This window comes from Simplicispira hankyongi (assembly GCF_003570885.1).
Lineage (GTDB): Bacteria > Pseudomonadota > Gammaproteobacteria > Burkholderiales > Burkholderiaceae_C > Simplicispira > Simplicispira hankyongi.
Window position 1 is genome coordinate 1245188 of sequence record NZ_QXJC01000001.1, and the last position, 26839, is coordinate 1272026.

Sequence of the window (26839 nt, forward strand, 5' to 3'; positions counted from 1 at the left end):
ACCATGCACCGTTGGAAATACTCTGCGCTGGCGGCTGCCGCGCTCGCGTCCGTGGCTTTGTATGCGCCCGACGCACTCGCACTTGCCTTGGGGCCCGTCACGGTGCAATCGGCACTGGGCGAGCCCCTGCGTGCAGAAATCGCCTTGCCGAGCATCACGCCGGCAGAAGCCGATTCGCTGAAAGTCACTACGGCAGCACCCGAAACCTTCCGTGCCCAGGGCATGGAATATTCAAGTGCTGCGGGACAGGTACATATGGCGCTGCAGCGCAGGCCGGATGGCAGCAGTGTGCTGCGCCTGAGCAGCAACACACCTGTCAACGACCCTTTCGTGGACCTGATCATTGATGCCACTTGGGCGACCGGCCGCATCACGCGCAGCTACACCATGCTGTTTGATCCACCGGCCATGCGTCGGCCCGCACCCAGCGTGACGGCGGCTCCCCAGGTGCGTGCACCGGCTCCAGCCGCACCCTCCGCGCAAGCCTCGGCAGTGCCCACGCGCCCGGCAGCGCCGCCGCGTTCGGCTGCGCCTGCCACAGCCGAATCGTCAGGCAATGTCACCGTGAAGGCAGGCGACACCGCCGGCCGTATTGCCAATGCCCACCGTCCGCACGATGTGTCGCTTGACCAGATGCTGGTGGCCATGCTGCGCGCCAATCCCGAGGCGTTCATTGGCGGCAACGTCAACCGACTCAAGGCCGGCGCGGTGCTCGATCTGCCAAGCGCGAGCCAGGCAGCAGCCACTCCAGCAGCCGAGGCGCGCCAGACCATCGCAGCGCAAAGCCGTGATTTCAACGCTTTCCGCCACAAGCTGGCCGCGGCAGCACCCACTGCCGAAACCACCAGTGCCGGGCGCAGCGAAAGCGGGCGCGTGCAAACGCAGGTGCAGGAGCAAAAGACGACAAGCACCTCACCCGACAAACTCACCCTCTCCAAGGGCGCCGTCAAAGGCACCAAGGCCACGCCGGAAGCACTGGCGACGCGCAAGCAGGCCAGTGAAACGTCCGCACGGGTGGAAGAGCTGTCCAAGAACATCAGCGATCTCAACAAGCTGGCGAGTGCTTCCGGTTCTGCCGCTGGCGCAGTGCCCAGCGCACCTGCCGCGTCCACAGCAACGGGAGCAGGCCCAGCCGTGACAAGCACCGCTGCGGTTCCCCCAGCCGTACCAGCCGCCACCCCGGCAAGCGCATCTGGTCCGGCCATCGCAGCATCGGCCCCCGCTCCGCAGGCGACAGCGCCTGCCGCCACCGCTAGCGCTGAAGCCTCCCCACCTGCTGCGGCCAGCACGATCGCCGCCAGCGAAATGGTGCCTGCTTCGGCACCTGCCGCCCCTGCGCCGGCAGCGTCGAAGGCCGCCGCTGTGCCTCCTGCTCCAGCGCCTGCAGAAGAACCTGGTTTCATCGCGGGTTTGCTGGAGCAGCCGCTGATTCCCGCAGGCGCGCTGACACTGCTGCTGTTGCTTGGCTACGGTGGCTACCGCATCGCCCAGCGCCGTCGCAACCAATCAGGCGTCGACAGCTCGTTCCTCGAAAGTCGCTTGCAGCCCGACTCCTTCTTCGGCGCCAGTGGCGGCCAGCGCGTCGATACAGCAGGCACCGATTCCACCGGCTCCTCCATGGCGTATTCGCCCAGCCAGCTGGACGCGGGCGGCGACGTGGATCCAGTGGCAGAAGCCGATGTCTACCTCGCCTACGGCCGTGACCTGCAAGCCGAAGAAATCCTCAAGGAGGCGATCCGGCACAACCCGGAGCGGGTGTCCGTCCACGCCAAGCTGGCCGAAATCTACGCCAAGCGACAAGACCGCAAATCGCTGGAAGCCGTGGCCAAGGATATTTTTGGCATTACCAACGGAGAAGGTGCCGACTGGAACCGCGTTACGGAACTTGGCCGCGACCTGGATCCAGAAAACGGCTTCTACCACCCAGGTGGACAGCAAACCCCTGCCCCTGAGTTGACCCCTCCGAGCCACTTTGTCAGCACCTTTGGCCCCTCCGAAGGCCCCCCATCGCTGCCCGCTGATCTGGATCTGGACCTGGACCTTGATCTGCCCGACGATGCACTGACAGAGGCACCCGCACCGGCGCCAGCAGTGGCCGGCAGCTTCGCCGCTGCAGCAGCGGCAGCAGCTGTGGCAAGTGCGACCGCACGCACTTCGCTGGATACGGCTGCTGCACCTGCACAGGAAGAGCCGGCCTGGTCCCCACCCACTGGTTCTGGCACCCTGGCCTGGGAGGCGCCCGAGAAAGTGGAGCCAGTGCCCGAGGCCGCTGCACCAGAGCAAGAGCAAGATCTGCATGATTTCCCACTCGATCTACCTGCCATGGACACCCAGCCGCAAGCACTGGCGCCAGCCGAGGCACCGTTCATTCCTTCGGATTCCGGTTTGATGGATTTCGACCTGGATCACTTGTCGCTGGACCTGAACACCAAGGCTGAAGCAAAGGCAGAGGCAGTGGAAGCAACGCACGAAGCCTCGGTAGCCCAAGAAGACCCCTTGGCCACCAAGCTGGCGCTTGCCCATGAGTTCGATGCCATCGGCGACAACGACGGTGCACGCACCCTGATTGAGGAAGTCATCGCCGAGTCCAGCGGTGAACTCAAGGCCCGCGCGCAACGCATGTTGAGTGAGTTGAGCTGAGCGGGCTCGCGGTATTGGGCTCCCGGATCGCCTTAGGCCTGAGCTACGCTGGCCAGCATTACAGCGGCTGGCAAAGCCAGTCCTCGGGCAACACCATCCAGGACCACCTGGAGGCCGCGCTGGCGCGCTTTGCCGGCGAGGGCAATGCCCGGATCACCACCCTGTGTGCAGGCCGCACCGACGCCGGCGTGCACGGCCTGATGCAGGTGGTGCATTTCGATGCGCCGGTGCAGCGCCCAGTCGCTGCCTGGGTGCGCGGCACGAACACTTTCCTCCCCTCCAACATCGCCGTGCAATGGGCGCGCGCCGTGCCTGACGGCTTTCACGCCCGCGCCAGTGCCACGGCACGTCGCTATGCCTACGTGCTGCTGCAGTCGCCGGTACGCCCCAGTGTCGAGGCCGGCCGGGTCGGCTGGGTATTCCGCCCGCTGGATGGTGCGGCCATGGTTGCTGCAGCGCGCCTGCTGGAAGGCGAGCACGATTTCAGCTCTTTTCGCGCTGCTGCCTGCCAGGCGCTCTCTCCCGTCAAGACCCTGGCGCCCATCCGCATCACCCGCAGCAGCATGCCAGTGGGAAGTGCCGGGAGCGACAGCGCAAGCTGCTACTGGCACTTCGAATTCGAAGCCAACGCTTTTTTGCACCACATGATCCGCAACATCATGGGCTGCCTGATTGCTGTTGGCCAGGGCAGCCAGCCCCCGGAATGGATGGCACAGGTGCTGCAGGCGCGCTCGCGCAAGGTGGCGGCGCCGACCTTTTCGCCTGACGGGCTGTATTTTCTGGGGCCGGTGTACGCGCCATCGTGGGGCCTGCCCGCACGAACCGCTGCGTATGATTGGCTGCCATGAAAGCACCGCTTGCCCCCACACCCACCCCGGCCCGCACGCGCATCAAGATCTGCGGACTGACGCGCGAAGAGGACGTGGACGTGGCCGTCGCCGCCGGAGCCGACGCCATCGGTTTTGTGATGTATGCACCGAGCCCGCGTGCCGTGACGCCAGCGCGTGCTGCAGAGCTGGCGGCGCGCCTGCCGCCGTTTGTCACACCTGTGCTGTTGTTCGTCAATGAAAGTACTACCAATGTGATAGCTGCAAGCGCTTATGTAGCAGGCGCTACACTGCAATTTCATGGAGACGAAACACCGGAAGACTGCTGGGCTGCCAGCGGCCAGGGCGCCCGGCCCTTCCTGCGCGCCGCACGCATTCCCCTGGGCGAAGGCGGGGCACGCTTCCCCCTCGTAGAATATGCCCAGCAATTCTCCCGCGCCCAAGCCATCTTGCTCGACGCCCATGTCGAAGCGTACGGCGGTGGCGGCAAGGCATTCAATTGGTCACTTCTTCCTCCAAGCGTAAACGCTCACCTCGTCTTAAGTGGTGGACTCTCGCCTGCAAACGTGGGCGATGGGATCTTGGCGCTCCGGCCGCGCTGCACCACGCTCGCGGTTGACGTCAGCTCCGGCGTCGAATGCGATGCCCCTGGGGGAGGAACCCACAAGGGCATCAAGGACGCCGACAAGATCCAACGTTTCGTCGCCGCCGTGCGTGCGGCCGACGAGCACCTTGCCAGGAACACCCATGTTTGATTACCAGCAGCCCGACGCGTCGGGCCATTTCGGCAGCTACGGCGGCAGCTTCGCCAGCGAGACGCTCACCTTTGCCCTGAAAGAGCTCAGGGAAGCCTATGCGCGCTACCAGCATGACCCGGACTTTCTGGCCGAATTCGCCTACGAACTCAACCACTTCGTCGGCCGGCCCTCGCCCGTGTACCACGCGGCGCGCACCAGCCAGGAGCTGGGCGGCGCGCAGATCTACCTCAAGCGCGAAGACCTCAACCACACCGGCGCGCACAAGATCAACAACGTCATCGGCCAGGCCATGCTCGCCAAGCGCATGGGCAAGCCGCGCATCATTGCCGAGACCGGCGCCGGCCAGCACGGCGTGGCCACGGCCACCATCTGCGCCCGCTACGGGCTCGAATGCGTGGTCTACATGGGCAGCGAAGACGTCAAGCGCCAAAGCCCCAACGTCTACCGCATGAAGCTGTTGGGCGCCACCGTGGTGCCGGTGGATTCGGGCAGCAGGACTCTGAAAGACGCCTTGAATGAAGCCATGCGCGACTGGGTGGCGAATGTGGACAACACCTTCTACATCATTGGCACCGTGGCCGGCCCGCACCCCTACCCCATGATGGTGCGCGACTTCCAGAGCGTCATCGGCACCGAGTGCCTGACGCAGATGCCAGCCATGCTGGCCGAGCAAAAAATCGCCGCCGAGCAGCCCGACGTGGTGCTTGCCTGCGTGGGCGGTGGCAGCAATGCCATGGGCATCTTCTACCCCTATATCCCGTTTGAAAAAACGCGCCTGATTGGCGTCGAAGCAGCCGGCGAAGGCCTGGACAGTGGCAAGCATTCGGCCAGCCTGCAGCGCGGCTCCAGCGGTGTGCTGCACGGCAACCGCACCTTCATCCTGCAGGACGAAAACGGCCAGATCACCGAGACACACAGCATCAGCGCAGGGCTCGACTACCCCGGCGTGGGCCCCGAGCACGCCTGGCTGCAGGAAATTGGCCGCGCCGAATACGTGGGTATCACCGATACCGAGGCGCTGGCAGCCTTCCACCACCTGTGCCGCACCGAAGGCATCATCCCGGCGCTGGAATCAAGCCACGCCTTTGCCTACGCCATGAAGCTGGCCAAGGAGATGCGGCCGGACCAGTCCATCCTGGTCAATCTCTCGGGCCGGGGCGACAAGGACATCGGCACCGTGGCCGACCTGTCGGGCGAAGACTTCTACGACCGGCCGTCCATGCGCGGCCTGACGGTCAAGGGCGCGGGAGGAAAACCATGAACCCAGGACGCATTGCCACCACGTTTGAGCAGCTTGCCGCACGCGGCCGCAAGGCGCTCATTCCCTATGTCACGGCCGGCTTCCCCTTTGCCGACATCACCCCCGCGCTGATGCACGGCATGGTCAGCGCCGGCGCCGACGTGATTGAGCTGGGCGTGCCGTTCTCCGACCCCATGGCCGATGGCCCGGTGATCCAGAAGGCGGGCGAGAAGGCCCTGGCGCTGGGCGTCGGCCTCAAGCAAGTGCTCGGCTACGTGCGCGAGTTCCGCGAAGAGAACCAGAGCACGCCAGTGGTGCTGATGGGCTACGCCAACCCTGTGGAGCGCTACAACCAGATCCATGGCGCTGGCGCCTTTGTGCGCGACGCGGCGGCGGCTGGCGTCGATGGCGTGCTCATCGTCGATTACCCGCCCGAGGAATGCGAAGCCTTTGCCGCTGCGCTGCGCGCGCAGGGCATGGACTTGATCTTCCTGCTGGCCCCTACCTCTACCTCCGAGCGCATGGCCCAGGTAGCGCGGGTGGCCAGCGGCTACGTGTACTACGTGTCGCTCAAGGGCGTCACCGGCTCGGGCACGCTCGACACCGCGGCCGTCGAAGCCATGCTGCCGCGCATCCGCAAGCACGTCAGCATTCCGGTGGGCGTCGGCTTCGGCATCCGCGATGCCGCCACCGCCCAGGCGATCGGCAAAGTGGCCGATGCCGTGGTGATTGGCAGCCGCATCATCCAGCTGCTCGACGGCCAGCCCCATGAAAAGGTGGTGCCCGTGGCGGTCGATTTTCTGCGCGGAATCCGCAAGGCGCTCGACGCATAATAAGAACCAACCCCCTGAGCGGCTGCGCCGCTTCCCCCTTCTCTTGCAGCGCGGCGCGCTGCGGAAGGGGGACGCCGCCAGCGCGGCGGGGCGGCCCTTGCGCGGCGGCCCTGGCTTGGGCAGCGCGGGTGGCACGGCAGCGCGCAAACGGCAAATTGATTGAAAGGAACCCCATGTCCTGGCTAGAAAAACTCCTCCCCGCCAAGATCCAGCAAACCGACCCCAATGTGCGCCGGCAAATGCCCGAAGGCCTGTGGATCAAGTGCCCGAGCTGCGAAACCGTGCTCTACAAGGCCGACCTGGAGCAGAACCAGAATGTCTGCCCACAGTGCGGCCACCACCACCGCATTGGCGCCCGCGTCCGGCTCGACGCCTTTCTTGACCCGGAAGGCCGCTACGAGATCGGCCAAGAGGTCATTCCCGTCGATGCGCTCAAGTTCAAGGACAGCCGCAAATACCCCGAGCGCCTGAAAGAAGCGCTGGAGAACACCGGCGAGACCGACGCACTCATCGTCATGGGCGGCGCGGTCAAAAGCATCAACGTCGTCGTCGCCTGCTTCGAGTTCGATTTCATGGGCGGCTCCATGGGCAGCGTGGTCGGCGAACGCTTCGTGCGCGGGGTGGAAACCGCCATCGAGCAGAAAGTGCCCTTCATCTGCTTCACCGCCACGGGCGGCGCACGCATGCAGGAGGGCCTGCTCTCGCTCATGCAGATGGCCAAGACCAACGCAGCGCTGACCCGGCTAGCGAAGAAAAAACTGCCCTATATCAGCGTGCTGACCGACCCCACCATGGGCGGCGTGAGCGCGGGCTTTGCCTTTCTGGGCGACATCGTGATCGCCGAGCCCAAGGCGCTGATCGGCTTTGCCGGCCCCCGCGTGATCGAATCCACCGTGCGCGTCACCCTCCCCGAAGGCTTCCAGCGCGCCGAGTTCCTGATGCAAAAAGGTGCGGTGGACCTCATCAGCGACCGGCGCGAGTTGCGCAACACCATCGCCCAAAGCCTGGCCGTTCTGCAGCGCCTGCCGGCGGACGCGGTAGCCTGAGGCAGCAACGCCACCCCTAAAAAGACCGCCATCCTTGGCGGTCTTTTTGCTACTCTATTAATAGCTATAAGCGCTTTACACATAAGCGCTGCGGGCCATTTCAACCAATATTTTTAGCGCCACAAGGATATCTGCAGGTTGCCCAGCACCATGAGCAGCACCTGCAGCAGCACGATCAGCACCAGCGGCGAGAGATCCACTCCGCCCAGCGGCGGCAGCAAACGGCGCACCGGGCGCAGGATGGGCTCGGCCAGGCGGTCGATCACGTTGGCGATTGGCGAGCGCGCCTGCACCCAGGACATCACGGCGTGGACGATGACCAGCCCCATCACCGCGCTCACCGCCACGCGCAGCAGCCCAAACAGCGCCAGCCACGGCAGCCAGGCCCAGCCGGCCCCGGCACCAAGGATGATCCACAGAACCAGGTACTGCACCAATTGCACCAGCAAAGCCGCCAGCAGGCTGGCCCAGTCGATACCGCGCACGGCAGGAACAGCGCGGCGCAGCGGCAGCACCAGCCAGTCGGTCAGTGCAAACACCAATCGCCCTACCGGGTTGCCAAAGGGCACACGCTGCCACTGCATGTACAGGCGCAGCAAACAGGCGCCGGTCAACAGGCCACCGGCCACATCAAGCAAAAACGAGACAATCTGGTAGAGCATGTGGTCCGGTCGGTAAATCTCTGACGTACGATGATAGCCACCCCGATGAACGCACCGCTCTCGCTCACCTCACTGCCCCTGTTTCCGCTGGAAGCCGTGCTCTACCCTGGCGGCACGCTGGCGCTGCGTATCTTCGAGGTGCGCTACCTCACCATGGTGCGCAAGTGCCACGAGGCCGGGGCGCCGTTCGGCGTAGTGTGCCTGCAAAGCGGCACCGAGGTGCGCCGCGCAGGCGCCAGCTCCGAGCAACTGTGCCATGTAGGCACCCTGGCGCACATCGAAAGCCTGGAGTCTCCCCAGCCGGGTCTGCTGCTGGCACGGTGTCTCGGCAGTGCACGCTTTCGCATTCAGCGCTACACCCTGCTGCCGCACGGCCTGTGGGTGGCCGACGTGGAACAGATTCCCGACGACCTGCCTATTCCCGTGCCGGAGCACCTGGCCGCCACCGCGACCGCCCTGGCTCCGGTGCTCGCCGCCCTGCGCGAGCGCCACGGCCCTGGTGCTGTCAGCGTGCCGACGCCCAAGCGGTTGCACGACAGCGGTTGGGTAGCCAACCGCTGGTGCGAACTGCTGCCGATGCCTTTGTCGCTCAAGCAGCAAATGATGGAGCTGGACAACCCCTTGCTGCGCCTGGAGCTGGTGAGCGATATGCTGGATCGCACAGGAATCGCTCCCGACGCTTGAGCGTATTCGGGTCGTGCGCACAGCCTTCGCCCCCGGCGCGCTCCAGCAAATCTAAAATACGCGGTTCGGCGCATGCGCCCCGCCCCTCGCAGCCTGCCTGCTCCACCTTCTGTGCTTTGTCCATGTCTGACCAAAACTCTGCCCCTACCGCTCCTGACGAGAACCAGCTGATCGCCGAGCGGCGCGAGAAACTGCGCGCCCTGCGTGAAGCCCAGACCCAAGGTACGGGCGTGGCCTTCCCCAACGATTTCAAGCCCTTGCACCACGCGGCCGATCTGCACGCGCTGCATGGCGACAGCAGCGCCGAACAGCTCACGGCAGCACCCGTAACGGTCAGCGTGGCCGGCCGCATGATGCTCAAGCGCGTCATGGGCAAAGCGAGTTTTGCCACCATTCAGGACGGGTCGCTGGGCAGCCACGGCGGGCGCATCCAGTTGTATGTCACGCGCGACGCGCTGGGCGAAGACCTGTACGCCGCCTTCAAGCACTGGGATCTGGGCGACATCATCGGTGCCGAAGGCACTCTGTTCAAAACGCGTACCGGCGAGCTGTCGATTCAGGTGACCCAGCTGCGCCTGCTGACCAAGAGCCTGCGGCCCATGCCCGACAAGTTCCACGGCATTGCCGACCAGGAAGTGAAATACCGCCAGCGCTATGTCGACCTGATGACCGACGAGGCCGCGCGCCAGCGCTTTGTCGCGCGCAGCAAAGCCGTCAGCGGTATTCGCGACTTCATGGTGCAGCACGATTTCCTGGAAGTCGAAACGCCCATGCTGCACCCGATTCCGGGCGGCGCCAACGCCCGGCCGTTCGTCACGCACCACAACGCGCTTGAGCAGGAGATGTACCTGCGCATCGCCCCCGAGCTGTTTTTGAAGCGCCTGCTGGTGGGTGGTTTCGAGCGGGTGTTCGAGATCAACCGCAACTTCCGCAACGAAGGCATCTCGGTGCGCCACAACCCCGAGTTCACCATGATGGAGTTCTACGCGGCGTACTGGAACTACCAGGACCTGATGGGCTTCACCGAGGCACTGGTGCGCGATGCCGCACAGAAGGCCGTGGGCACGCTGCAGCTCTCGTACCAGGGCCGGGCCGTGGACCTGAGCCAGCCGTTCGCGCGCCTGACTATCCGCGAAGCCATCTTCCAGTACACCGAGGCCGGCGCGCATGTGGACGACGCTGCCTGGCTGATCAGCGCGCTGAAGAAATTGGGCATGAACGAAGAAAAGAACCGGCTCTCCACGCGCAGCCTGGCCAGCCTGCAGGTGCTGTACTTCGAGGAAACCGTGGAAGACCAGCTCTGGCAGCCCACGTTCATCATGGAGCACCCGACCGAAATCAGCCCGCTGGCGCGCGCCAACGACCAACGGCCCGAAGTCACCGAGCGCTTCGAGCTCTACATCACCGGGCGCGAATTCGGGAACGGCTTTTCTGAACTCAACGACGCCGAGGACCAGGCCGCGCGCTTTCACGCCCAGGTGGCGGCCAAGGACAACGGCGACGATGAAGCCATGTATTTCGACCACGACTTCGTGCGCGCGCTCGAATACGGCATGCCGCCCGCCGGCGGCTGCGGCATCGGCATCGACCGGCTGATGATGCTGCTGACCGACAGCCCCAGCATTCGCGACGTGATCCTGTTCCCGGCCCTGCGGCGCGAGTGAGCGGGCCGCTACCGACGACCGGCATGGTGCCGCACCTGCAGCAGTTCAAATCCCGCCTGCCCGACTGGGTGCAGGACTGGCTGGACTTCATCGTCCCCAGCCTGCAGATCCTGCTGATCCTGCTGGCCGCCTGGGTGCTGCAGTACCTGCTGCGCCGGCTGGTGCGCCGCGCCAGCGCCCGCTACCAACTGCCCAGCAAGCTGCTGGCACCGCTGACCGGGCTGATCCGCTGGCTCATCATGGGCAGCGCACTGCTGCTGGTGCTTGAGCGCCTGGGCGTCTCGGCCACCGTGCTGTGGACCGCCTTCACCGGCTTTGCCACCGTCGGCGCGGTGGCCTTCTTCGCGGCGTGGAGCGTGCTCTCCAACCTGTTCTGCGCGCTGCTCATCCTCACCGTGCGGCCGTTTCGCGTCGGCGACCACATCGAGGTGCTCGACACCGCCGAAAAACCCGGCGCCAAGGGCCAGGTGGTGGACATCAACCTGCTCTACACCACGCTGCTCGACCACGACGCCGCGCGGGGCCAGCCGTGCTGGCTGCAGATTCCCAATGCCCTGGTGTTCCAGCGCGTGGTGCGGCGCTGGCAGGGCGTGCCGCCGGTGGTGGCGGCGGCGGGGGCGGAGTCAGAGGCGGAGCCGCCGGGGCTTGCCAGCGCGGGGCACTGATCGGCGGTCTGCGGAAAGACGTGCCAGGCGTGGCATTCCCCAGAAAAAAGCGAATAGGTGCCGACCAAGCTGAGGGACGCGCCGCACGCGCGTTCTGCTGGAGCGCGGAGTTAAGCCAAGCCCAACGTTTGACTTAAGCGGCCTGCCGAAGGCAGGTCCGCTTGAAGGATTGGTTGGGCCATTGGGCGTCAGACGAGTTTTTCCTCATAGCATGGACGGAATTTTTGTAGTGAAGGAGGCAAAATTTATCGCTAATACGCAAAAATTTCCGGCTGTCAGACCAAAAAGCAGTAGGCGTTTGTGGGCAATGGCGGCTGAAAGTGGCTTTTGAGGTTTGGCTGTTATTACTCCCGCGGTGCCTAGCGCAAAAACGAATACCCCTGCCATAGTCGCTGCATAGAGAATACGGCCGGCAGCATCGCGATCTATCTGCATCAGGATCAGGCCCTCTGCAGTTGTAGTCGCGGCGACTATGCTCGCGATCACCAAGGAAATAAGAAAGAAGGCGGGCTGACCAGCTTCATACTTCGTCCTTAAGATTCTTACGCCGAGAAGGTAAGAAAACAAAATAGAGTACGCGCCGCACGCGCATATCGTGAAGATGAACGATGTCATGCTGAGGCCCAATGTCTGAATTCACCGGCCTGCGCGGCTTTTTCGCGCAAGTCCGGTGGAATGAATACGAAGGGACTTCCCACCTCCCACAAACGGTGTCGAAGCACCAAGATTGAGATCTGACCATCAATCTGCCAACTGGAAAGGGGAAGTCCATGACTGAGATTACACGAGGTGAGATCGTTCGGGTGGGTGTTGACCTGGCCAAGCATGTCATCCAGATCCACGCCGTCGATCAGGCAGGCCGCATCGTCACAGCCAAACCGCTGCCGCGCGAGAAGTTCCTGGCCTGGTGCACCCTGCAACTGCCGCCCGGCTGCCTCATTGCCATGGAAGCCTGCGGCGGCGCCCACCACTGGGCCAGGCGACTGCAGGAGATGGGCTTTGATGCGCGGCTCATTGCGGGTCACTTCGTGGGGCCGTACCGCATGCAAGGCAAGAGCGGCAAGAACGACGCCAACGACGCAGCCGCAGTCTGCGAAGCAGCCTCGCGCCCCAACATGCGCTTTGTGCCCATCAAGACTGCACAGCAACAAGCGCTGCTGTCCGTACACCGCCTGCGCGAAGGCTACAAGGAAGAGCGCACCGCCTGCATCAACCGCATCCGGGGCCTGCTCACCGAATACGGCCTGGTCTTTGCACAAAGCCCAGAAGTGCTGCGCCTGGCACTGCAGGACACACTGGAAGACGCCAGTAACGAGTTGCCTGCGCTGGCCCGCATGGCGCTGCAACGCGCCCACCTGCAATGGATCGAGACCGAATGCCACATTGCCTGGTGCGACGAACGCATCACCGCCCATGTACGCACCGACGCCCAAGCCAAAGCAACCGCCCAGCTGTGCGGCATTGGCCCCGTCACTGCCTCGGCCCTGGTGGCAAGCGTGGGCGACTTCACGCAGTTCAAGACGGGCTCTCAGTTCGGCGCCTGGCTGGGTTTGGTGCCCAGCCAGAACTCCAGCGGCGGCAGGGCCAGCCTGGGGCGCATTACCAAACGCGGCGACGACTATTTGCGAACATTGCTGATCCAGGGCGCCAAGTCGGCCGTGATGAGCGCGCACAAACGCAGTGACCGCATCTCAGAGTGGCTGGTGCAACTCAAAGAGCGGGTCGGGTGGCAAAAGGCCGTGGTGGCGCTGGTCAACAAGAACGCCAGGATCGTCTGGGCGGTGCTGGCCAAAGGCCGGGGGTTTGACCCCAACCATATCTCCATCAAGCCCGGCGAGATGGTTGGCGCAGTTGTCGCCACTGACTGAACACTCCGAAATCAAAAACTTTTAAACGATTGATTTTCTCTGTAAGACGTGCGTTCGAAGATGCATCAAACAGGTCAGACCGGTGGCAGGTGAACTCGACTAACCCTGTGTTGCGCCCAGAGTGGCGACGACGGTGAATGAATGGAGTCCTGCCAAGCGGTTCGTATCTGGGCCCGCACTGAAACCCGAGTGCAACAAGGCCGCCTGTAGATGTGCAGTCTGTTCCATGTGGCGTTGCATCACGCAGAACGCACGCGGCTTATGGGAGAGAAGAGAGGCAGCCCGTAATCAAGAAAATCAACAAAACCTGTTGACTAGGTGGGGAGTCCCTGTAGAGTGGTTAGACCCAGACGCAAAAACAGAAACCGCTGAATTGACGATGGGCACAAACTGCGAAAAAGCACTGCGCAACCGAGGCGGCGCAACGCTTTCAAAATGATAGCTGGTGGCGCAAGCTGCGCAAGGACTAGAGACCAAAAAGGCTTGAAACTAGCACAGGATCCAAAGGCGAAGCTAGGCACACGGCAAAACACCCAGCGGATAACGCTTGAGAAGATAAATGCCGGTGAACAAAAAATGAGACTGAATAAAGCGGGTTTTTCGCAGGCCAACTATATTTAGGCGTCGCCTGTCTCTAACGTCACCAGGCTACCGATCCGAGAGTTTGGGAAGTTGACCAATAGAGACTTCAGTTCTTGAGCGATAAGGGAAAGAAGTTGCTCTGCATGATCCCCTGTGGCGATTGCGTGCGTCTTCGCATATTCAAGATCAATAGACTCGTCATGGATGCCGCGAATTGATTGCATTAAAGCCGCATGGGCAAGATAGTTGCGATGCTCCGGAAGCTTTCGTAAGTGCTCAATCAATTTGGTGTTTCGATTGACCTTTTCGAACATTGTCGTAATTGTTCCCAAAGCAGCTTTATTGATTTTCTTTGAATCAACTTGAAATGGAATACCGTAAGGAACTGCAGCCGCAATCAGTTGCTCGGCTGTACCCACGTACAACCGCAGCGCTTCCTCGATCATCTGCATAAACGCAAGCGCTCGCATTAGATGCGGCAGTAGCTCTCTCGATTGTTGCTGTCTATTGCTCATGATCCCTAACGCTGGAATTGAGCGGCGGCGTAGCCGTCCGCCTCGAATGAAATGTTAGACCTTTGGCGGAAGGGCCCGCCGATGTTGAGCCTCAGCTTGAGCAAGCCTGGCAAGAATCGCGAGGAAACAGCCGATGGCAATGAGACCTACGCCCAAGGTTGCTTGGCTAAGCGAAAGAATGCCGCCGATAACCACTAGTATGCCGAGGATGACCAGAAAGATGCTCATATTCCCCCTCCCTGTTGCAGATGATCAACGCTCTACGCCAAGCCTGGCGAGAGAGGTCTAACTAGAATTAGACGACAGTGATGCTACGTGGAACGGTCTGATAACGCAACGCATCTCCCAGCCCTCCCAGTTAAACCCCAATGGGTTGCCATTTAGGCAAACCTAAGATTTTGCGGATGTCGACTAATCCCGCAAATCAGCCAACTGCCGCCGGTGATGCCCCGGCGCCGCGCCGGCCCATGCTGTTGGAGCGTTTGCGCATTCACCTGCCCACCCGGCACTACAGCATTCGCACCGAGCAGGCCTATGCCGATTCGGCGCGGAGCCGGGCTGGTGCAACCCCATCCCGCCCTGCCACCCTCACCCCAAACACACCCCAATATCCCGCGCAATAGCGATCAGCTCGTGGTCCAGCGGCACCTTGCGCTGGGTGTTCGCCACCTCGGCGATCGGCACGCTGCCGATCTGGCCGCCCTGCAGCGTGGCCATGCGGCCGAACTGGCCTTCGGTCACCAGCCGCGCCGCATGGTGGCCAAAGCGGGTGGCGAGCACGCGGTCGAACGGGGTCGGGTCGCCGCCGCGCTGGACGTGGCCGAGCACGGTGGCGCGCACCTCGCTCGCCAGGTGCGGCTGGAGCTGCTCGCGCAGCACATGGCCGACGCCGCCCAGGCGCACCGGGTCGGGGCTGTGGGCGATGCGCTCGCGCACGGTGAGCGCGCCGCCGCGCTCCTTGGCGCCTTCGCCGATGCAGATGATGGTGTAGCGCTGGCGCTGCTCGCGCTCGCGGCAGCGCTCAATGACGGCCCGCAGGTCGTAGTCGATCTCGGGCAGCAGGATGACGTCGGCCGCGCCGGCGATGCCGCTCTCGAGCGCCAGCCAGCCGGCGTGGCGGCCCATGGTTTCGACGATCATCACGCGGTGGTGGCTGTAGGCGGTGCTCTCGATGCGGCGCAGCGCATCGGTGACGGTGGCCACGGCGGTGTCAAAGCCGAAGCTGCGCTCGCACAGGGCGATGTCGTTGTCGATGGTCTTGGGCACGCCCACGCAGGCCAGGCCCACTTGCGCCAGGCCGTACGCCTGGCTCATGGTGCCGTCGCCGCCAATGGCCACCACCACGTCCAGCCCCAGCGCGCGCACGTTGCGGCCCACCTGCTCCAGGGTGGCGGCGTCCTTCAAGGGGTTGGCGCTGTTGCTGGTGCCCAGCAGGGTGCCGCCGACGTGCAGGATGCCCGACACCTGCTCCCAGCCGAGCGCTCGCGTGCGCGGCGCCGCGCCCATCAGGCCCTCGAAGCCGTCCGCGATGCCCAGCACCTCGCACTGCCCGTGGTGGATGAGCGACTTGGTGACGGCGCGGATCACCGCGTTCAGGCCGGGGCAGTCGCCCCCGCCGGTGAGCACACCTACGCGCAGCGTCATGGCAACTCTCCAAGGCGGTGCGCCCCTCCAGCATCGCGTAAAACCGGCGCGGCCCACGCCAGGGATGCCGAGCAAGGGCCGCCCCGCAGCGAGGGCATCGTCCCCCTTCCGCATCGCGCAGCGATGCAAGAGAAGGGGGAAGTCGCGCAGCGGCTCAGGGGGATGTACTTGCTCATCAGGGCAGCAGGTCCAGCGCCCGCATGTAGGCGGGCTGCAGCATCAGTTCGTCCCACGGCTGGGGCAGGGTTTCGGGCAGCAGCGCCAGGCGGCGCGCCTCGCTGTCCACACTGGGCTGCCAGCGGCCCTGGGCCTGGGCTTTCTCCAGGCCATCCAGCAGTTCGTCCACTGCCCGGCCCTCGCCCAGGCTCTGGTTGCACAGCAGCACCAGGTCGCAGCCGGCCTGCAGCGCGGCCACGGCGGCGTCGGTGTAGCTGACCACCTGGCCGTCCAGGCGGCGCGCGCCTTCCATGCTGAGGTCGTCGCTGAAGATGGCGCCGTCAAAACGCAGTTGGCGGCGCAGGATGTCCTGCAGCCAGCACTGCGAGAAGCCCGCGGGCCGGCTGTCCACCTTGGGGTAGACGATGTGCGCCGGCATCACGCCGGTGAGCGTGCTGCTGAGCCAGGCGTACGGCGCCGCGTCGTCCTGCAGGATCGCCTTGAGGCTGCGCTGGTCCACCGGCACGTCGGTGTGCGAATCGGCCCGCGCGAAGCCGTGCCCTGGAAAATGCTTGCCACAGTTGGCCATGCCCGCCTGCAGCAGGCCGTGCATCACGCTCTTGGCCAGCAGCGCCACCACGCGCGGATCGCGGTGGAAGGCGCGGTCGCCGATGACGCCGCTGCGCGAAGCGCCGGGCTCATCCGCATGGTCGAGGTCGAGCACGGGCGTGAAGGAAAAGTCCACACCGCAGGCGCGCAGCTCGCTGGCGAGCACATAGCCCGCCGCCGTGGCCGCGTTGGTGGCGGCGAGCGCGCCGCTGCCCGGCCCCGCCTTGCCGTCTTGTGTCCACAGCTCGCCAAAGGCGCGCATGGGGGGGATGTGGGTGAAGCCGTCGCTGCGAAAGCGCTGCACACGCCCGCCTTCGTGGTCCACGCTGATCAGCAGATCACCGCGCACCGCCTTGACGGCAGCGGTAAGGTCGAGCAGCTGGGCACGGCTTTCCCAGTTGCGGGCGAACAGGATGATGCCGCCGACCAGCGGGTGCGCCAGGCGGCGGCGGTCGCGGGCGGTGAGCACCGTGCCAGCCACGTCGATGAGGAGGGGAGCGTGTTCGGTCATGGGAGTGGAAACAAGAGATTGCTATTGAGATGATAGCTTCCAGCGCTTACCAGATAAGCGCTGGAGCACGATATGGCTCAGTTTTTCTCGACCACGCAGAAGCTGGCTGCGTAGTCGGTTTCGTCCGTCACGCTGATGTGCGCCGTGAGGCCGCGCGCCTCGAACCATTCCTTGAGCGCGCCGTGCAGCACGATCACCGGTTGGCCGCTGGCGAGCTTGGCGACTTCGCAGGCGCGCCAGGTCATGGGCATGCGCATGCCCAGGCCAATCGCCTTGCTGAACGCCTCCTTGGCGGAAAAGCGCGTCGCCAGGTAGCGCAGGCCGCGCTCGGGCCAGCGGCCCGTGCGCATGCGCCAGGTGGCCAGCTCGCCTTCGGCCAGAACCTTGGCGGCAAAGCGCTCGCCATGGCGTTCCACGCTGGCGGCGATGCGGCGCACGTCGCAGATGTCGGTGCCTATGCCGTAGATCATTTTTTGGTCTTTTCGGCCTCTAGCGCTTATCTGGTAAGCGTTAGCAGCTATCAAATCAGGAATTTTCAGACCCGGCTTGGCCCGCTTCGATGCAGGCCAGGTAGGCCTGCACCGTGGCGCGGTAGCCCAGCTCCAGCGCGTCGGCAATGAGGGCGTGGCCAATGGAAACCTCTTGCACGCCCGGCACGCCGCGCACGAAGGCGGCCAGGTTGTCCCGGTTCAGGTCGTGCCCGGCGTTGACCGCGAGCCCCGCATCCAGCGCGGCCTGCGCAGCGGCGCGGTAGCGCTCCAACTCGGCGCCCTGCTGCGGCGTGCCCCAGGCGGCCGCATAGGGTTCGGTGTAGAGCTCGACGCGGTCGGCGCCCACGGCCCGGGCCTGCGCCATCTGCTCGGGCACCGGGTCCATGAACAGGCTCACGCGCACGCCCAGCGCCCGGCATTCGGCAATCAGCGGCGCGAGCTTCTGCGCGTCCTGCGGAAAACTCCAGCCGTGGTCGCTGGTGAACTGGTCTTCGCTGTCGGGCACGAAGGTGGCTTGCTGGGGGCGCACCTGGCGGATGAACTCCATCAGGTTGTGCGAGGGGTTGCCTTCGATGTTGTATTCGCGCCCCGGCCACTGCCGGAGCAAAGCCGCCAGGGCATGCACGTCGTGCGCGCGGATGTGGCGCTCGTCGGGCCGGGGGTGCACCGTAATGCCCTGGGCGCCGGCCTCCAGGCAGATCTGCGCGGCGCGCAGCACGTCGGGAATGCCCAGGTGGCGGGTGTTGCGCAGCAGCGCCACCTTGTTGACGTTGACCGAGAGCGCGGTGCGGTGGGGGGAAGCAGAAGAGGTCATAGAGCGGGTGGGCCAAGAGAACGCGGCGCAGGATCAGAGCGCCTGCACGTCCATCATGAATTGGCGGGTGCGCAGGCGCGGGCTGCCGCAATGGTATTGCAGCAGCGCACGCAATTGGGGCTTGAGTTCAAAGGCCACCGGCGCGCAGGCACGCAGCAGGGCCGTCAACGCCGCGCCTTCCTGCAACGCCTGCGCCAGCAGCAGCCACTGGGCGCCGCGCAGGCTGGCGCGCTCGTCGGACCCCGCCGCGCGCAGCCCCCCTTCGGCCACCAGCGTGTAGCGCGCCGCGGGGTCAAGCGCATGCTGCGTCAGCGTCTGCAGGTCCAGCGCCGGCAGCAGGCCCACTTCGCGCAGCAGCACCAGCTCGAACAGGCGCAGCACGGGCTCCAGCGCCTCGCCGTGCTCGCTGGCCAGCACCCGCACCACGGCCGCGTAGTGGTCAAACAGCAGCGCGTGCGGGTCGCCCCGCGCCAGAAGGCGCAGCAGCAGCTCGTTCATGTACAGGCCCGCGAGCAGCGCGTCGCCCGTGGGCATGATGTGGCCGCCGACCCACTCCGCTCCCTTGAGGGTGTGGATCTCGGCGTCGCCGCCGGCGCTTTGCGTCCAGCCCAGGTGCAGGGGCTGGAGCGGCAGCAGCACCGGGCGAAAGTTGGAACTGGGCTTCTTGGCCCCCTTGGCCACCAGCGCGGTGCGCCCATGGTTGCGCGTGAACACTTCCAGGATCAGGCTGGACTCGCTCCAGTCGTAGCGGTGCAGGACGAAAGCCGGCTCATTGGAAAAGCGGCGCGGAGGCATTTCGCTATTTTTTCAGTAGCTAACAGCGCTTGCTACATAAGCGCTAGAGGCCAATTGCATTCAATATTTCAACCGGAGCGCGGCCGCCCGCGCCAGCGCGGCGCAGTGCCAGTGCCACCGTGGAACCGGCTTTGCCGGGCCACCGGTGGCGTCCCCCCTTGGGGGGAAGACGCGAAGCGGCGCAGGGGGGAGTCACTCATACCCGAAGGAGCGCACGCGCGCTTCGTCGTCCGCCCAGCCGGAGCGTACCTTGACCCAGATTTCAATGAACACCTTGGCGTCCATGAGTTTCTCCAGCTCCTGCCGCGTCTCGGTGCCGATGCGCTTCAAACGCTCGCCCTTGTCGCCGATCACCATGGCCTTGTGGCTGTCGCGCTCGACGACGATGGTGGCGGCAATGCGCACCAGGCGCTTGTGCTGCTTGCTTTTCTCTTCGCTGAACTGGTCAATGACGACGGTGGAGGTGTAGGGCAGCTCGTCACCGGTGAAGCGGAACAGCTTTTCGCGCACCGTTTCGCTGGCGAGGAATCTTTCGCTGCGGTCGGTCAGCTCGTCCTCACCGTACCACCAGGCCTGCTCGGGCAAATACTTTGCGCAAATACCGTACAGCCGCTCGACATCGCTCTTGCTCTTGGCCGACATGGGCACGAATTCGGCGAACGGGTGGCGTTCTTGCATGCTCTTGAGCCAGGGCGCAATCTCGGCGCGGCGGTGGATGTTGTCGAGCTTGTTGGCAATCAGCAAGGTCGGAATGCCGGGTTTGAACAGCGAGAGCACCTTGGCATCCGCCAGGGTAAAACTGCCGGCCTCGACGACGAACAGGATCAGGTCCACGTCGCCAATGGCGCCCATCACGGTCTTGTTGAGCGATTTGTTCAACGCCGTGGCGTGGCGCGTCTGAAAACCCGGGGTGTCGACGAAGATGAACTGCGTCTGCTCCCGCGTGTGAATGCCGGTGATGCGGTGGCGCGTGGTCTGCGCCTTGCGCGACGTGATGCTGATCTTCTGCCCCACCAGGGCGTTGAGCAGCGTGGATTTGCCGACGTTGGGCTTGCCGACAATGGCAATCACGCCGCAGCGCTGGCCTGTTGCACTCGCTTCACCCGGTTTATCCGGTTCGCCCACATCGCCCACCGCTGCCGCGGGCCGGCTCGCCGCCAGCATGGATTCAAGGCTTTTTTGGCCTTCAGCGCTTATCCCATCAGCGGGAGCAGCTTCTTTATTTGTAGCATCGATCATGATTTTTTCGCCTGGAGTTGGGCCAACACGGCAGCGGCCGCAGATTGTTCGGCCGCGCGGCGGGAAGCCCCACTGCCGCGCGCAGCCAGCGCGAGTTCGCCAATGCTGCATTCGACTTCAAAAGACTGCCGGTGCGCCGCGCCGGTGGTGTCAACCACCCGGTAGCTGGGCAGTTTCATGCGCCGGCCCTGCAGCCATTCCTGCAAGGCCGTTTTGGCATCCCGGGCGACGGCCTGCATGCGCGGGCTGATGTCGACGCCTTCGAACAAACGGTGCACCAGGCGGGCGGCAACCTCAAAGCCAGCATCAAGGTACACCGCACCGATCACGGCCTCCAGCGCATCGGCGAGCATGGAGGGGCGGGTTTTGCCACCCGAACGGGCCTCGCCCTCCCCCACGCGCAGCACGGCCGGCAGGTCCAGCGCCAGCGCTATGGCGTGCAGGGTGTCCTGCTTGACCAGGTTGGCACGCACGCGCGAGAGATCGCCCTCGGCAAGATCGGCCAGGCGTTCGTACAAGAGACTGGAAACAGCCAGGCTGAGCACCGAGTCGCCAAGAAATTCGAGCCGCTCGTTGTGGTCGGCGCTGGCACTGCGGTGCGTCAGGGCGCGCGTCAGCAGCGCCGGCTTGGAGAACTGGTGTTGCAGGCGCTGCTGCAGCGAGAGAAGAGCTGGGTCCACCTATTCGGACTGCATATCAAAGCGGAAAACCAGGTAGGCCGGCCCTGCCAGCGCAATCTCGCGCGAATACTTGGCACGCACCACCACCTTGTCGCCGCGCTTGCTGACGTCGAGGTCCTTGCCGCTGATGGTAGAAATATCGTCAATAGCAGCTGCGCGATCAAAGTCAGCTCGGATGGCAGCGACAGTGGATTGTTCTCTGGCCGCCTTGGTAATCGCCTTCTGGATGGCGTGCGCCTCCAGAAAAACCGGTATGGATTGGCCCCCGATGGCAAAGGCCGCGACCGCTAACAGGCCAATGAGAATGACGCCGATGAAGGACAGGCCGCGCTGACGCGAAGGACTGGCTGTGCGATGCGATTTCATAGAGTCACTCTCCCTGTCTTGTTTGCAATTCTGTACGATGGCTTGCCTATTGGAACCCACCGATGCGCTTCCAGTTGCCAAAATTCATCCACACGAAAAACGCCTTGCCGACAATATTGGCATCCGGGACAAAGCCCCAGTAGCGCGAATCGAGCGAATTGTCGCGGTTGTCGCCCATCATGAAATAGTGGCCCTGGGGCACCTTGCAGACCACACCTTCCACACTGTAGCGGCAGTTGTCCCGGTAGGCAAAATTGCTTGCGCCCTGGACGAAAGCCGGCACGTCGTCGTTGTTCAGCAGCTTGTGGGTGTGGCTTCCCAATTGCTCTTGAAATTGCTTGGAGTAGCGCGTGGCCTCTTCGTCAAAGAAATCGGGCACGGCCTCGGTCGGCACCACCTTGCCGTTGATGGTCAGGCGCTTGTTGAGGTAAGCCACCTCATCGCCCGGCAGCCCCACCACGCGCTTGATGTAGTCCAGGTTGGGCTGCGGCGGGTAGCGAAACACCATCACGTCGCCGCGCTGGGGCGCATGGCCTTCGGTCACCTTGGTGTTGAGCACCGGAAGGCGAATGCCATAGGCGAATTTGTTCACCAGAATGAGGTCGCCTACCAGCAAGGTCGGGATCATGGAGCCAGACGGAATTTTGAAGGGCTCAAACAGGAAAGAGCGCAGCAGGAACACGGCGGCGATCACCGGAAACAGCCCCGCCGTCCAGTCCAGCCACCAGGGCTGGGCCAGCACTTTCGTCCGCGCCTCCCCGACGTCGATGTCGTTGCGGGCGATGCCCTGGCGATCGAGCTCGGCCCGCCGTGCCTCGGCCGCCTGCTCGATGGCAAGCGCCGCCTTGCGCCGGCGCGGCAGAAAATACAGGCGCTCGGCCAGCCAGTAGGCACCCGTCACCACCGTGGCCAGGAACAACAGCAGAGCGAAATTGCCCTCGATGGCGCCAAAGTACCAGGCACCGATATACCCCGCGAACGCAGCGAGCAACAGCGACGTGAAAATCTGAACCAACTGCATCAATCTTCCACCTGCAAAATGGCAAGAAAAGCTTCTTGCGGCACTTCCACCGAACCAATCTGTTTCATGCGCTTCTTGCCCGCCTTCTGCTTTTCCAGCAGCTTGCGTTTGCGCGAAATGTCACCGCCGTAGCATTTGGCCAGCACGTTCTTGCGCAGCGCCTTGATGGTCTCGCGGGCAATGATGTTGGCGCCGATGGCCGCCTGGATGGCCACGTCGAACATCTGGCGGCTGATGATCTCGCGCATTTTGGCCACCACGGCGCGGCCCCGGTACTGGCTCTGGCTGCGGTGCACGATGATGGAGAGCGCATCGACCTTCTCGCCGTTGAGCAGGATGTCCACCTTCACCACATCAGCCGCGCGGTATTCCTTGAACTCGTAGTCCATGGAGGCATAGCCCCGGCTCACCGACTTGAGCTTGTCGAAGAAGTCGAGCACGATCTCGCCCAGCGGCATCTCGTAGGTCAGCATCACCTGGCGGCCGTGGTAGGCCATATTGATCTGCACGCCGCGCTTCTGGTTGGCCAGCGTCATCACCGGGCCGACATAGTCCTGGGGCATGTACAGGTGCACGGTGACGATGGGCTCGCGGATTTCCTGCAGCTTGCCCTGGTCGGGCATCTTGGCCGGGTTCTCCACCATCACCACTTCGCCGCCCGGCATGACCACCTCGTAGACCACGCTGGGCGCGGTGGTGATCAGATCCTGGTCAAATTCGCGCTCCAGGCGCTCCTGCACGATCTCCATGTGCAGCAGCCCCAGGAAGCCACAGCGAAAGCCAAACCCGAGCGCCTGCGACACCTCGGGTTCATAGTGCAGCGAGGCGTCATTGAGCTTGAGCTTCTCCAGCGCATCGCGCAACTGGTCGTATTCGCTCGCTTCGGTGGGGTAGAGCCCGGCAAACACCTGCGGCTGGATTTCCTTGAAACCTGGCAGCGCCTTCGTTGCCGGCCCGGCATTGTTGGGCAGTTTTTTCTCAAGCGTGATGGTGTCACCCACCTTGGCCGCCTGCAACTCCTTGATGCCGGCAATGATGTAGCCCACCTGCCCAGCCTCAAGGCGGTCGCGCGGCTCGTTGGCTGGCGTGAAAACCCCCAGATTGTCGGCGTTGTAGACCGTGCCGGTGGCCATCATCTTGAAACGCTCGCCCTTGATGAGGCGGCCATCGACCACGCGCACCAGCATGACCACACCCACGTAGCTGTCAAACCAGCTGTCAATGATCATGGCGCGCAGCGGCCCCTCGGGCTCACCCCGTGGGGCCGGAATCTTGGCCACGATGGCCTCCAGGATTTCATCGATGCCCATGCCGGTCTTGGCCGAACAGGGAATGGCATGCTCGGCGTCGATGCCGATCACGTCCTCGATCTCCGCCTTGGCGTTCTCGGGGTCGGACTGCGGCAAGTCCATCTTGTTGAGGACTGGCAGCACTTCCACGCCCAGATCCAGCGCGGTATAGCAGTTGGCCACCGTCTGTGCCTCCACGCCCTGCGAGGCATCGACCACCAGCAGCGCACCTTCGCAGGCCGAGAGCGAACGGCTCACCTCATAGGAAAAATCGACGTGGCCGGGCGTGTCGATCAAATTCAGGTTGTAAATCTGGCCATCCTGCGCCTTGTATTGCAGCGCGGCCGTCTGCGCCTTGATAGTGATGCCACGCTCTTTTTCGATATCCATCGAATCGAGCACTTGGGCCTCCATCTGACGGTCAGCCAAGCCACCACAGCGCTGGATCAAGCGGTCTGCCAAGGTGGATTTGCCGTGGTCAATGTGCGCAATGATGGAAAAATTACGAATGTGCTTCATCAACGGGAGGTTCGGAAAGGCGCGAGTGGCGCGGCACGCATGAAAAAAGGGCGCGCCGCTTTCAAGGGACGCGCCCGTGACAGGCACTCATGCTTGGGCGCGTATTGTAGGCAAAAGCCTGCACACGCCCTCGCGCTTCAGCGCGCTGGTCGAATCAGGGCGTACTGTTCCCACTCGCCACGGCGGTAGCGCACGTTGATGGCCTTGCTCTTGTCAGCCTGACCGATCGCAGCCTCAAAGTCTTTCAGACTGGAGACTTCGGTGTTGGCCACTGCCAGTATCACGTCGCCCTCGCGCAGCCCGGCGCGCGCCGCCGCATCCGTAGCTGCGTCTACACGCACCCCGCCCTTGATCTTGAGCTTCTGCCGCTGGGCATCGCTCAGCGACGACACCACCAGGCCCAGCTTCTGGGCAGCGGGCGAAGCCTTGGCCTTGGGCTCGGACTGGCTTGGGCTGGCCACGCTGTCATCGGGTTCGATAAGGGCCACGGTCACCGAAAGATCTTTGGTCTGGCCACGGCGAAACACCGTAACGGTGCTGTGCGTGCCAGGCTTGGTATTGCCCACCATGCGTGGCAGGTCAGAAATGCGCTCCACCGCTTTGCCATCAAAGCGGGTGATCACGTCGCCCGCCTGGATGCCTGCCTTGTCGGCTGGCGCACCGGCCTCGACGCCCGTCACCAAGGCCCCTTGTTGCTTGGGCAGTCCGAGCGAATCGGCAACGTCCTTGGTCACGCTGCCAATCTGCACACCGATACGTCCGCGCGTCACATGGCCGGTGGCGCGCAACTGGTCGCTTACCCGAATCGCCTCGTCGATCGGGATCGAGAACGAGATACCCATGAACCCACCCGAACGCGAATAGATCTGGCTGTTGATCCCGACCACCTCACCACGCAAATTGATGAGCGGACCGCCAGAATTGCCAGGGTTGATCGCCACGTCGGTCTGGATAAAAGGCAGGTAGTCGCCCGTGTCACGCTGCTTGGCGCTCACGATACCTGCCGTCACGGTGTTCTCCAGGCCAAACGGTGAACCAATCGCCATGACCCATTCGCCCACCCGCAGGCGGCTGACGTCGCCAATCTTCACCGCTGGCAGACCGGTGGCGTCGATCTTGACCACCGCCACGTCGCTGCGCTTGTCGTAGCCGATGATTTTGGCCTTGAACTCACGCTTGTCGGTGAGGGTGACCATGACTTCGTCCGCACCCTCGACGACATGGGCGTTGGTCATGACGTAACCATCGGAGCTGAGGATGAAGCCAGAGCCTAGACCCGTCGGCTGCTCTTCATCGGGTTGCTGCTGGCGCCGGTTCGGGCGCTGTCCCTTGGGAATGTTGGGCACGGGCAAGCCGAAACGCTTGAAAAATTCCAGCATGTCTTCATCCATGGCACCTGCCGTGGGCTGCGACGACACCTTCTCCAGCGTGCGGATATTGACGACCGAGGGACCCACCTGTTCTGCAAGATCAGCGAAATCCGGCAAGCCTCGCACGGTGCTGACCTGCGCGTACGCGTGCATGGGCGAGAGGCTGGCGCTGCCCACCCCTACCGCACCCACAACAGCAAGCACACCCGCCGTGGTCCATGCGTTCAATTTTGTCCATTGGAATTTCATCATGTTGGCCTTTCCTTGTCGGTTCGCGCTGCCTGCGCATGTACCTTCAGAAGCGTGCCGGAACAATTGGTTCCCAGCGCTCGCACAGCGTTAGCGCGTACGCACCAGGCGGTTGGCAAACTGCACCAGGGTGGCGGGCGGCACCTCGCCCACGGCCGTCAGCCACGTGCTTGCATCGAGTGGACGCGCCAACGCCTGCGTTGCACCGGCCGACCAACGCGCCACGACCGGCACGGGTTTACCGGAATGCACGGGCTCGAAGAACAGCGACACGGTTGCCAGGCCGTCCGAATAACTGCACTGCATGGTGTCTGGCCGCGCTTGCGGGGCGCGACAGCCCTGCAGAACGAATCCTGGAACCTGCTCACGCAAGGTCCAGCTGCGTTCTCCGTCCTCTAGGCTGCGTTCGGGCGCTACCGCCACGGTGCGGTAGCCCGAGAAATCGTCCATTTCGCGCGACAGCTCGGCAAGCGACACCGAGGCATTCAGGTCCAACTGCACAAAGCTCGCCTGCTCGCGCACCCGGCCGTCGACCTGCACCGTCTGCAAGCGCAGCACAAGGCCCGAGCCATGCTCGCTCCACAGGCGGTAGCCAAAGCGCAAGCCATCACGCGGCTGAAAAAGGACCACATCGGCGTCATGCCCTGCCACACGCTGGCGCCCCTGCCGCTCGGCCCGGTACAGCAAATCCAGCTTGCTGGCCAAGGCCGGTACCGCCCCAGAGAAAGGCACACTGCTGCCCAATGGCTCCGTCACGGCCGTGTGCGAGGCATGGAAAAAGGTCCGCATTTCCCCATTGCGACGGAAGATGGTGCGCGACGGGCCATCGAGTGCCTCGATACGCTCAATATGCTGGTCGCCCTGGCAGGCATGCCAGATGCGTGAGCCACTGGCTGCGCCCGTATCCGTCACGACGACAAAGGTACCCGTGTAGCTGCGCTCCAAGGCAGCATGCTGCACCCGGGCGATCCAGCCAGCAACATCCGAAGGCAGCGGCCCGGCGCGCTCGGCCGAGAGCGCGGCGGCACCCGCTCGGTCAGCAGCGTGGGCTGCCATGCAGGCGCCTAACACCAGCGCCCCCACGAGAAGAAGCCCACTGGCC

27 protein-coding genes are annotated in these 26839 nt (G+C 64.0%); 10 read left to right on the top strand and 17 right to left on the bottom strand.

Going from position 1 to position 26839, the window contains the following annotated elements:
• The first annotated feature begins 3 nt into the window (after nt 1–3).
• The 6 genes from D3F03_RS05735 to accD all read left to right on the top strand — a co-directional run bounded on the left by D3F03_RS05735 (nt 4) and on the right by accD (nt 7344).
• Complete coding sequence (locus D3F03_RS05735) at nt 4–2640, top strand: motility hub landmark protein FimV (protein ID WP_119108598.1); 2637 nt, start codon at nt 4–6, stop codon at nt 2638–2640.
• A 14-nt stretch (nt 2641–2654) separates the two neighbouring features.
• Nucleotides 2655–3488, top strand: coding sequence for a tRNA pseudouridine(38-40) synthase TruA (truA, locus tag D3F03_RS05740; protein ID WP_119108322.1), 834 nt, complete (start codon nt 2655–2657; stop codon nt 3486–3488).
• Nucleotides 3485–4222, top strand: coding sequence for a phosphoribosylanthranilate isomerase (locus tag D3F03_RS05745; protein WP_119108323.1), 738 nt, complete (start codon nt 3485–3487; stop codon nt 4220–4222). The genes truA and D3F03_RS05745 overlap by 4 nt, the downstream gene beginning before the upstream one ends.
• On the top strand, nt 4215–5486 hold the full coding sequence (trpB, locus tag D3F03_RS05750; protein WP_119108324.1) for a tryptophan synthase subunit beta: 1272 nt from the start codon (nt 4215–4217) through the stop codon (nt 5484–5486). The genes D3F03_RS05745 and trpB overlap by 8 nt, the downstream gene beginning before the upstream one ends.
• Entirely contained in the window at nt 5483–6298 is an 816-nt protein-coding gene (gene trpA, locus D3F03_RS05755) for a tryptophan synthase subunit alpha (protein WP_119108325.1), read from the top strand. Before trpB ends, trpA begins: the two co-directional genes overlap by 4 nt.
• Nucleotides 6299–6471: 173 nt before the next feature.
• A complete protein-coding gene (accD, locus tag D3F03_RS05760; protein WP_119108326.1) occupies nt 6472–7344 on the top strand; it encodes an acetyl-CoA carboxylase, carboxyltransferase subunit beta in 873 nt (290 codons plus the stop codon).
• Nucleotides 7345–7457: 113 nt separating this feature from the next.
• On the opposite strand, the gene D3F03_RS05765 is transcribed toward accD, so the two are convergent.
• Nucleotides 7458–8006: a YggT family protein gene (locus tag D3F03_RS05765; RefSeq protein ID WP_119108327.1), complete on the bottom strand. Its 549-nt coding sequence runs from the start codon at nt 8004–8006 to the stop codon at nt 7458–7460.
• A 45-nt stretch (nt 8007–8051) separates the two neighbouring features.
• On the opposite strand from D3F03_RS05765, the gene D3F03_RS05770 reads away from it, so the two are divergent.
• The 3 genes from D3F03_RS05770 (at nt 8052) to D3F03_RS05780 (ending at nt 11019) form a co-directional block, all read left to right on the top strand.
• A complete protein-coding gene (locus D3F03_RS05770) occupies nt 8052–8690 on the top strand; it encodes an LON peptidase substrate-binding domain-containing protein (RefSeq protein ID WP_119108328.1) in 639 nt (212 codons plus the stop codon).
• A 122-nt stretch (nt 8691–8812) separates the two neighbouring features.
• Entirely contained in the window at nt 8813–10354 is a 1542-nt protein-coding gene (gene lysS, locus D3F03_RS05775) for a lysine--tRNA ligase (RefSeq protein WP_119108329.1), read from the top strand.
• Nucleotides 10355–10377: 23 nt separating this feature from the next.
• On the top strand, nt 10378–11019 hold the full coding sequence (locus D3F03_RS05780) for a mechanosensitive ion channel family protein (protein ID WP_119108330.1): 642 nt from the start codon (nt 10378–10380) through the stop codon (nt 11017–11019).
• Nucleotides 11020–11223: 204 nt separating this feature from the next.
• Here the strand turns inward: D3F03_RS05780 and D3F03_RS05785 are convergent, their stop codons facing one another.
• Nucleotides 11224–11634: a hypothetical protein gene (locus D3F03_RS05785; protein WP_119108331.1), complete on the bottom strand. Its 411-nt coding sequence runs from the start codon at nt 11632–11634 to the stop codon at nt 11224–11226.
• Nucleotides 11635–11789: 155 nt separating this feature from the next.
• Between D3F03_RS05785 and D3F03_RS05790 the strand changes: the two genes are divergently transcribed.
• Nucleotides 11790–12887: an IS110 family RNA-guided transposase gene (locus D3F03_RS05790; protein WP_119108332.1), complete on the top strand. Its 1098-nt coding sequence runs from the start codon at nt 11790–11792 to the stop codon at nt 12885–12887.
• A gap of 297 nt (nt 12888–13184) precedes the next feature.
• Here the strand turns inward: D3F03_RS05790 and D3F03_RS05795 are convergent, their stop codons facing one another.
• The 15 genes from D3F03_RS05795 to D3F03_RS05860 form a co-directional block, all read right to left on the bottom strand.
• A complete protein-coding gene (locus D3F03_RS05795; RefSeq protein WP_119108599.1) occupies nt 13185–13364 on the bottom strand; it encodes a DUF1010 domain-containing protein in 180 nt (59 codons plus the stop codon).
• Nucleotides 13365–13504: 140 nt separating this feature from the next.
• Nucleotides 13505–13984, bottom strand: a complete 480-nt coding sequence (locus D3F03_RS05800; protein ID WP_119108333.1) for a hypothetical protein — start codon at nt 13982–13984, stop codon at nt 13505–13507.
• A gap of 54 nt (nt 13985–14038) precedes the next feature.
• Nucleotides 14039–14212: a hypothetical protein gene (locus tag D3F03_RS17210; RefSeq protein WP_158606133.1), complete on the bottom strand. Its 174-nt coding sequence runs from the start codon at nt 14210–14212 to the stop codon at nt 14039–14041.
• A 360-nt stretch (nt 14213–14572) separates the two neighbouring features.
• Nucleotides 14573–15622 carry a 6-phosphofructokinase gene (locus tag D3F03_RS05805; protein ID WP_119108600.1) on the bottom strand — a complete coding sequence of 350 codons (1050 nt, stop codon included), beginning with the start codon at nt 15620–15622 and terminating at the stop codon, nt 14573–14575.
• 181 nt (nt 15623–15803) lie between these two features.
• On the bottom strand, nt 15804–16904 hold the full coding sequence (gene nagZ, locus D3F03_RS05810; protein WP_119108334.1) for a beta-N-acetylhexosaminidase: 1101 nt from the start codon (nt 16902–16904) through the stop codon (nt 15804–15806).
• Between the two features lie 77 nt (nt 16905–16981).
• On the bottom strand, nt 16982–17374 hold the full coding sequence (gene acpS, locus D3F03_RS05815) for a holo-ACP synthase (protein ID WP_119108335.1): 393 nt from the start codon (nt 17372–17374) through the stop codon (nt 16982–16984).
• Between the two features lie 55 nt (nt 17375–17429).
• Complete coding sequence (locus D3F03_RS05820) at nt 17430–18209, bottom strand: pyridoxine 5'-phosphate synthase (protein ID WP_119108336.1); 780 nt, start codon at nt 18207–18209, stop codon at nt 17430–17432.
• Nucleotides 18210–18242: 33 nt separating this feature from the next.
• Nucleotides 18243–19004 (bottom strand): DNA repair protein RecO, encoded by a 762-nt coding sequence (recO, locus tag D3F03_RS05825; RefSeq protein ID WP_119108337.1) that lies wholly within the window; start codon nt 19002–19004, stop codon nt 18243–18245.
• 192 nt (nt 19005–19196) lie between these two features.
• Nucleotides 19197–20243, bottom strand: coding sequence for a GTPase Era (gene era, locus D3F03_RS05830; RefSeq protein WP_119108338.1), 1047 nt, complete (start codon nt 20241–20243; stop codon nt 19197–19199).
• Nucleotides 20240–20923: a ribonuclease III gene (gene rnc, locus D3F03_RS05835; protein WP_119108339.1), complete on the bottom strand. Its 684-nt coding sequence runs from the start codon at nt 20921–20923 to the stop codon at nt 20240–20242. Before rnc ends, era begins: the two co-directional genes overlap by 4 nt.
• On the bottom strand, nt 20924–21289 hold the full coding sequence (locus D3F03_RS05840) for a DUF4845 domain-containing protein (protein ID WP_119108340.1): 366 nt from the start codon (nt 21287–21289) through the stop codon (nt 20924–20926).
• Between the two features lie 46 nt (nt 21290–21335).
• Nucleotides 21336–22310 (bottom strand): signal peptidase I, encoded by a 975-nt coding sequence (gene lepB, locus D3F03_RS05845; protein ID WP_119108341.1) that lies wholly within the window; start codon nt 22308–22310, stop codon nt 21336–21338.
• Nucleotides 22310–24118, bottom strand: a complete 1809-nt coding sequence (gene lepA / locus D3F03_RS05850; RefSeq protein WP_119108342.1) for a translation elongation factor 4 — start codon at nt 24116–24118, stop codon at nt 22310–22312. Before lepA ends, lepB begins: the two co-directional genes overlap by 1 nt.
• Before the next feature lie 137 nt (nt 24119–24255).
• Nucleotides 24256–25740, bottom strand: a complete 1485-nt coding sequence (locus D3F03_RS05855; RefSeq protein ID WP_119108343.1) for a DegQ family serine endoprotease — start codon at nt 25738–25740, stop codon at nt 24256–24258.
• Nucleotides 25741–25827: 87 nt separating this feature from the next.
• On the bottom strand, nt 25828–26793 hold the full coding sequence (locus D3F03_RS05860) for a MucB/RseB C-terminal domain-containing protein (RefSeq protein ID WP_158606134.1): 966 nt from the start codon (nt 26791–26793) through the stop codon (nt 25828–25830).
• Between the last annotated feature and the right edge of the window lie 46 nt (nt 26794–26839).

Coding starts and splice junctions, on each gene's coding strand:
- D3F03_RS05735 (WP_119108598.1), top strand. CDS start 4: ATGCACCGTTGGAAATACTCTGCGCTGGCGGCTGCCGCGCTCGCGTCC.
- D3F03_RS05745 (WP_119108323.1), top strand. CDS start 3,485: ATGAAAGCACCGCTTGCCCCCACACCCACCCCGGCCCGCACGCGCATC.
- trpB (WP_119108324.1), top strand. CDS start 4,215: ATGTTTGATTACCAGCAGCCCGACGCGTCGGGCCATTTCGGCAGCTAC.
- trpA (WP_119108325.1), top strand. CDS start 5,483: ATGAACCCAGGACGCATTGCCACCACGTTTGAGCAGCTTGCCGCACGC.
- accD (WP_119108326.1), top strand. CDS start 6,472: ATGTCCTGGCTAGAAAAACTCCTCCCCGCCAAGATCCAGCAAACCGAC.
- D3F03_RS05765 (WP_119108327.1), bottom strand. CDS start 8,006: ATGCTCTACCAGATTGTCTCGTTTTTGCTTGATGTGGCCGGTGGCCTG.
- D3F03_RS05770 (WP_119108328.1), top strand. CDS start 8,052: ATGAACGCACCGCTCTCGCTCACCTCACTGCCCCTGTTTCCGCTGGAA.
- lysS (WP_119108329.1), top strand. CDS start 8,813: ATGTCTGACCAAAACTCTGCCCCTACCGCTCCTGACGAGAACCAGCTG.
- D3F03_RS05780 (WP_119108330.1), top strand. CDS start 10,378: ATGGTGCCGCACCTGCAGCAGTTCAAATCCCGCCTGCCCGACTGGGTG.
- D3F03_RS05785 (WP_119108331.1), bottom strand. CDS start 11,634: ATGACATCGTTCATCTTCACGATATGCGCGTGCGGCGCGTACTCTATT.
- D3F03_RS05790 (WP_119108332.1), top strand. CDS start 11,790: ATGACTGAGATTACACGAGGTGAGATCGTTCGGGTGGGTGTTGACCTG.
- D3F03_RS05800 (WP_119108333.1), bottom strand. CDS start 13,984: ATGAGCAATAGACAGCAACAATCGAGAGAGCTACTGCCGCATCTAATG.
- D3F03_RS17210 (WP_158606133.1), bottom strand. CDS start 14,212: ATGAGCATCTTTCTGGTCATCCTCGGCATACTAGTGGTTATCGGCGGC.
- nagZ (WP_119108334.1), bottom strand. CDS start 16,904: ATGACCGAACACGCTCCCCTCCTCATCGACGTGGCTGGCACGGTGCTC.
- acpS (WP_119108335.1), bottom strand. CDS start 17,374: ATGATCTACGGCATAGGCACCGACATCTGCGACGTGCGCCGCATCGCC.
- D3F03_RS05820 (WP_119108336.1), bottom strand. CDS start 18,209: ATGACCTCTTCTGCTTCCCCCCACCGCACCGCGCTCTCGGTCAACGTC.
- recO (WP_119108337.1), bottom strand. CDS start 19,004: ATGCCTCCGCGCCGCTTTTCCAATGAGCCGGCTTTCGTCCTGCACCGC.
- era (WP_119108338.1), bottom strand. CDS start 20,243: ATGATCGATGCTACAAATAAAGAAGCTGCTCCCGCTGATGGGATAAGC.
- D3F03_RS05840 (WP_119108340.1), bottom strand. CDS start 21,289: ATGAAATCGCATCGCACAGCCAGTCCTTCGCGTCAGCGCGGCCTGTCC.
- lepB (WP_119108341.1), bottom strand. CDS start 22,310: ATGCAGTTGGTTCAGATTTTCACGTCGCTGTTGCTCGCTGCGTTCGCG.
- lepA (WP_119108342.1), bottom strand. CDS start 24,118: ATGAAGCACATTCGTAATTTTTCCATCATTGCGCACATTGACCACGGC.
- D3F03_RS05855 (WP_119108343.1), bottom strand. CDS start 25,740: ATGATGAAATTCCAATGGACAAAATTGAACGCATGGACCACGGCGGGT.
- D3F03_RS05860 (WP_158606134.1), bottom strand. CDS start 26,793: ATGGCAGCCCACGCTGCTGACCGAGCGGGTGCCGCCGCGCTCTCGGCC.